Below are 4066 nucleotides of genomic sequence, written 5' to 3'. Positions count from 1 at the left end.
GTAAGAAAAGTAGATGAGAAAAAAATAGCTTAATATATAATAAAAGTCTTCCTGTTCACAGGGAGACTTTTTTGTTATTATAATAAAAAAATATTAAATTTTGTGCAACGTAAATTTATTTTTAAGTACTTATAGATAGAATACTTAAGGAGGGTAAAATGGAGGACTATAAAATAATAGACTTATTCTGGGAACGGTCTCAATTAGCAGTAGAAGAAATAAATAGAAAATATGGAAAGTTACTAAAAACAATAGCTATAAATATTACTAATAATAATGAAGATAGCAAAGAAATTATGAACGATACATACCTTGTAGCATGGAATAACATGCCAGACGAAAGACCTAAGAATTTATCAGCATATATATGTAAAATAACTAGAAATCTAGCACTTAAAAAATATCAATATAAAAGTGCTAAAAAAAGAAACTTTAACATAGAAGTAGCTTTTGAAGAATTAGAAAACTGTATTTCTAGCTATGGAGGTATTGATGAAAAATTAGCATATGATGAAATAGGTAATATAATAAGTAATTTTCTTCGTAAATTAACTTATGAGCAGAGAAATATATTTTTAAGACGTTACTGGTTTCTTGATTCAATAAGTGACATAAGCAATAGATTTGAAATAAGTGAAAGTAAGGTTAAATCATCTTTATATAGAAGTAGAAAAGGTTTAGAAAAATATTTAAAGAATGAGGGTGTAATATTATGAAGAAAAATTTAAAGGAATCATTAAATTATATAGAAGAAGAATTAATAGAGGAAGCGATTAACTCTAAGAAAAGAAAAACTAAAAATAAAATAGTACCTATGGTATTATCAGTAGCGGCATGTGTTGCTTTAGTTTTTGTAACTACTTTTAACAAATCATCAGTTACAACAGTTTTAGCTGCTAGTTATCCTAAAGGATATAGCTATGATGACTATGACAAAAGAACTGATACATATAATAAAAATCCATTGAATGAGAATGTAATTAATAATATTAATAAATTTACTTTCAAAACATCCTCAAAGTTATTAGCAAATGATGAAGAAAATGTACTTTATAGCCCGTTGAGTCTTTATTATGCACTAGCAATGGCAACAGAAGGAGCAAAAGGTCAAACAAAAGATGAATTATTAAATTTACTAGAAGTAAAAGATGAAAAAAACTTGGCAAATAGTCTAGGGAATCTTTATAGAGTGCTTTATAAAGACAATGAGATATCAAAACTTAAAATAGCAAATTCTATCTGGGCTGATGATGAAGTGAATGGAAAAAATATTAATTATAAAAAAGAATACATAGACACTTTAAGCAAAGACTATTACGCTTCTTTATATACAGCTGATTTTTCAAAGGAAGAAACATATAAAGAAATGGAAAAATGGATAAAAACAAATACTAATAATACTTTAAATTTTAACGAAACACCAGACCCAGACCAAGTTATGACTATACTAAATACAGTGTATTTTTATGATGAATGGATAAGAGTTTTCGATAAAAAAGATACAAAGAAAGATGTATTTACTCTTTCAAATGGAGAACAAATCAAAAGCGATTATATGAGCAATACTGGAAATGTAAGTAGTTATAAAATAGGTAAAGAATACATAAGCAGTAGCCTGGGGCTAAAAAATGGTGGTGAAATGGTATTTATACTTCCAAATAAAGGTGAAAACATAGAGAATCTTATATCATCAGAGAAAAAACTAGAAGAAATTTTTACAAGAGATTATAACAATTCTGGCATAGTAGATTGGAAAATACCTAAGTTTTCATATGGAGATAGCCTTGAAATAAAGAAATCTCTACAATCCTTAGGAATTGAAAGTGCTTTCAATGATAACGCAGACTTTACCAATATTACAAATAGTAAAATACTTATATCAGATATAAAACAAAATACACATATATCAATAGATGAAAAAGGAGTAGAAGCCTCAGCATATTCACAAATTATGTTTGACATGGGTGATATGCCAGAAGATAGAATAGAGATGAATTTAAATAGACCTTTTATTTATGGAATATTATCAGAAACAGGAAACTTACTTTTTGTAGGAGTGTGTAATAATCCGAATAAATAGACAAAGTATATTTATAATTGAGTGAATGAAAGCATTAAGAAATATACTTACTTTGATGAAGGAAAGATACATATAAGTAGATAATTTATTACTGAATAGGATTGAAAAACTTAAAATAGAAAGGTAATAAGTAAAATGAAAATTATAGGGGTAATAGGTGCTATGCCTATAGAAATAAAATTAATTAAAGAAAAGTTAAATATAATAGATACGAAAGAATATGCAGGGTTTAAATTTTACATAGGCACGATGAATAATCTAAAAGTAATATTAACTTCATGTAGCGTAGGAAAAGTAAACGCAGCTAGTTGCACTCAAATATTAATTGATAAATTTGATGTAACTCATATAATTAACACTGGAATTGCAGGTAGTTTAAAAAATGATGTGAAAATCTGTGATATTGTTATATCAGATAATGTTACACACCATGATGTCCGAAAAAAACAAATGAAAGAATGGTATCCAAATCAAGAATATTTTGAAACAGATTTACATTTAGTAAATGTGTCAATTGAAGCTTTCAATAAATTAAAATTAGAAGATATTAGTTATCATAAAGGTAGAATAGTAAGTGGAGAAGCCTTTATATGTGATAATAACATAAAAGATAAAATAATAAGTGAGTATGAGCCATGTTGTGTAGAAATGGAAGGTTCAGCAATCGGCCATGTAGCACATATGAATAAAATACCTTTTATAATAATAAGAAGCATATCAGATAATGCAGATGAAGAGGCAAATATTAAATATAACAAATTTGAAGAGCTAGCATCAATAAACTCAGCTAAGTTAGTATACAATATGTTATTAATACTTAGTGATAGCGTATTTAATTAAAAGTTATAGATTAATCCTGTTGACTCTCCAGTTAAGGGAGATTATAAAATTAAATTACAAGGAAGGAGAGTGAGTGAATGTACAGAATTGGCGAATTTTCAAAGTTAAGTAAAACTACTATTAAGACACTTAGATATTATGCAGAGGCAGGTATACTTGAGCCAGAATATATTGATGAATTTACTGGTTATCGTTTTTACTCAACAAAGCAACTAGTAGAATTACACAAGATACAAGCTTATAGACAGATTGGATTATCAATTAATGAAATAAAATTAATTTTAAAGTATGGAGACGATGAGAATATTCTTTTAAAACGAAAGACTGAATTAGAAATGGAAATAGCCAATAGTATAGACCAACTCTCTAGAATTGAATTTATTATATCCAATAAACAGGAGGGTTTATTTATGAATTATGAAGCTAGGATAAAAGAATTACCGCACTGTATAGTTTATTCTAAAAAATTATAATGAGTATTTTACATTAATACCAGCAATAGGAGAGGAATGTATGAAAGCCAATCCACACATAAAATGTGCTACACCAGAGTACTGTTTTATTGTTTACTTAGATGGCGAATACAAAGAAAATGACTTTAATGTAGAGTTTTGTGAAGCGGTTGATAACATAGGGAATAATGTAGGTGATATAGTATTTAAGGAAATACCAAGCACAACGGCAGTATCAGTTATGCATAAAGGACCGTACTCCGAGTTAGCTAAAGCTTATGCCTATGCATTTGCCTGGATAGATGAAAATGGCTATGAAGTAGTTGATAACCCTAGAGAAAACTACATTGATGGTATTTGGAATAAAGAATCTGAAGAAGACTGGCTAACTGAATTACAAATACCAATAAAAGAAAAATAAATTTATAGCTAAATATAGATTATCCTTCGGCCTTTAGGCTACGCCTAGCACCGTCTTTAAATTTCATATAATCATTAAGGACGAAGAAATTGATGTGCAGACCTTTATTAAACGGATAGATTATATATAGTTACTGAGCTGAATGGGGAAATTATGCACCCCGCACCGCCCTTTAAGCGACCTGTCGGCGCCATGAGCGAAGCGAATTTGTAGCTAGCCTGCTGGAAGGAAGGGGTGCATAATTTTCACATTTAGCGGGCTATATATACCTAA

At 28.6% G+C, this 4066-nt stretch carries 5 protein-coding genes; all 5 read left to right on the top strand.

The features are described from left to right. Positions 1–158: 158 nt before the first annotated feature. The 5 genes from ACRC03_RS12780 to ACRC03_RS12760 all read left to right on the top strand — a co-directional run bounded on the left by ACRC03_RS12780 (position 159) and on the right by ACRC03_RS12760 (position 3793). Positions 159–716 carry an RNA polymerase sigma factor gene (locus ACRC03_RS12780; protein ID WP_438652960.1) on the top strand — a complete coding sequence of 186 codons (558 nt, stop codon included), beginning with the start codon at positions 159–161 and terminating at the stop codon, positions 714–716. Then, positions 713–2080, top strand: coding sequence for a serpin family protein (locus ACRC03_RS12775; RefSeq protein WP_438652959.1), 1368 nt, complete (start codon positions 713–715; stop codon positions 2078–2080). Before ACRC03_RS12780 ends, ACRC03_RS12775 begins: the two co-directional genes overlap by 4 nt. 135 nt (positions 2081–2215) lie before the next feature. After that, positions 2216–2920 carry a 5'-methylthioadenosine/adenosylhomocysteine nucleosidase gene (locus tag ACRC03_RS12770; protein ID WP_438652958.1) on the top strand — a complete coding sequence of 235 codons (705 nt, stop codon included), beginning with the start codon at positions 2216–2218 and terminating at the stop codon, positions 2918–2920. Between the two features lie 77 nt (positions 2921–2997). Further along, complete coding sequence (locus ACRC03_RS12765; protein WP_438652957.1) at positions 2998–3393, top strand: MerR family transcriptional regulator; 396 nt, start codon at positions 2998–3000, stop codon at positions 3391–3393. After that, positions 3377–3793: a GyrI-like domain-containing protein gene (locus ACRC03_RS12760; RefSeq protein WP_438652961.1), complete on the top strand. Its 417-nt coding sequence runs from the start codon at positions 3377–3379 to the stop codon at positions 3791–3793. Before ACRC03_RS12765 ends, ACRC03_RS12760 begins: the two co-directional genes overlap by 17 nt. Positions 3794–4066: the final 273 nt, after the last annotated feature.

Source organism: Romboutsia sp., assembly GCF_051659545.1.
Lineage (GTDB): Bacteria > Bacillota > Clostridia > Peptostreptococcales > Peptostreptococcaceae > JBOFOR01.
The sequence above is the reverse complement of the archived record's forward strand: the minus strand, read 5'-3'. Positions and strand labels throughout refer to the sequence as shown.

Coding starts and splice junctions, on each gene's coding strand:
- ACRC03_RS12780 (WP_438652960.1), top strand. CDS start 159: ATGGAGGACTATAAAATAATAGACTTATTCTGGGAACGGTCTCAATTA.
- ACRC03_RS12775 (WP_438652959.1), top strand. CDS start 713: ATGAAGAAAAATTTAAAGGAATCATTAAATTATATAGAAGAAGAATTA.
- ACRC03_RS12770 (WP_438652958.1), top strand. CDS start 2,216: ATGAAAATTATAGGGGTAATAGGTGCTATGCCTATAGAAATAAAATTA.
- ACRC03_RS12765 (WP_438652957.1), top strand. CDS start 2,998: ATGTACAGAATTGGCGAATTTTCAAAGTTAAGTAAAACTACTATTAAG.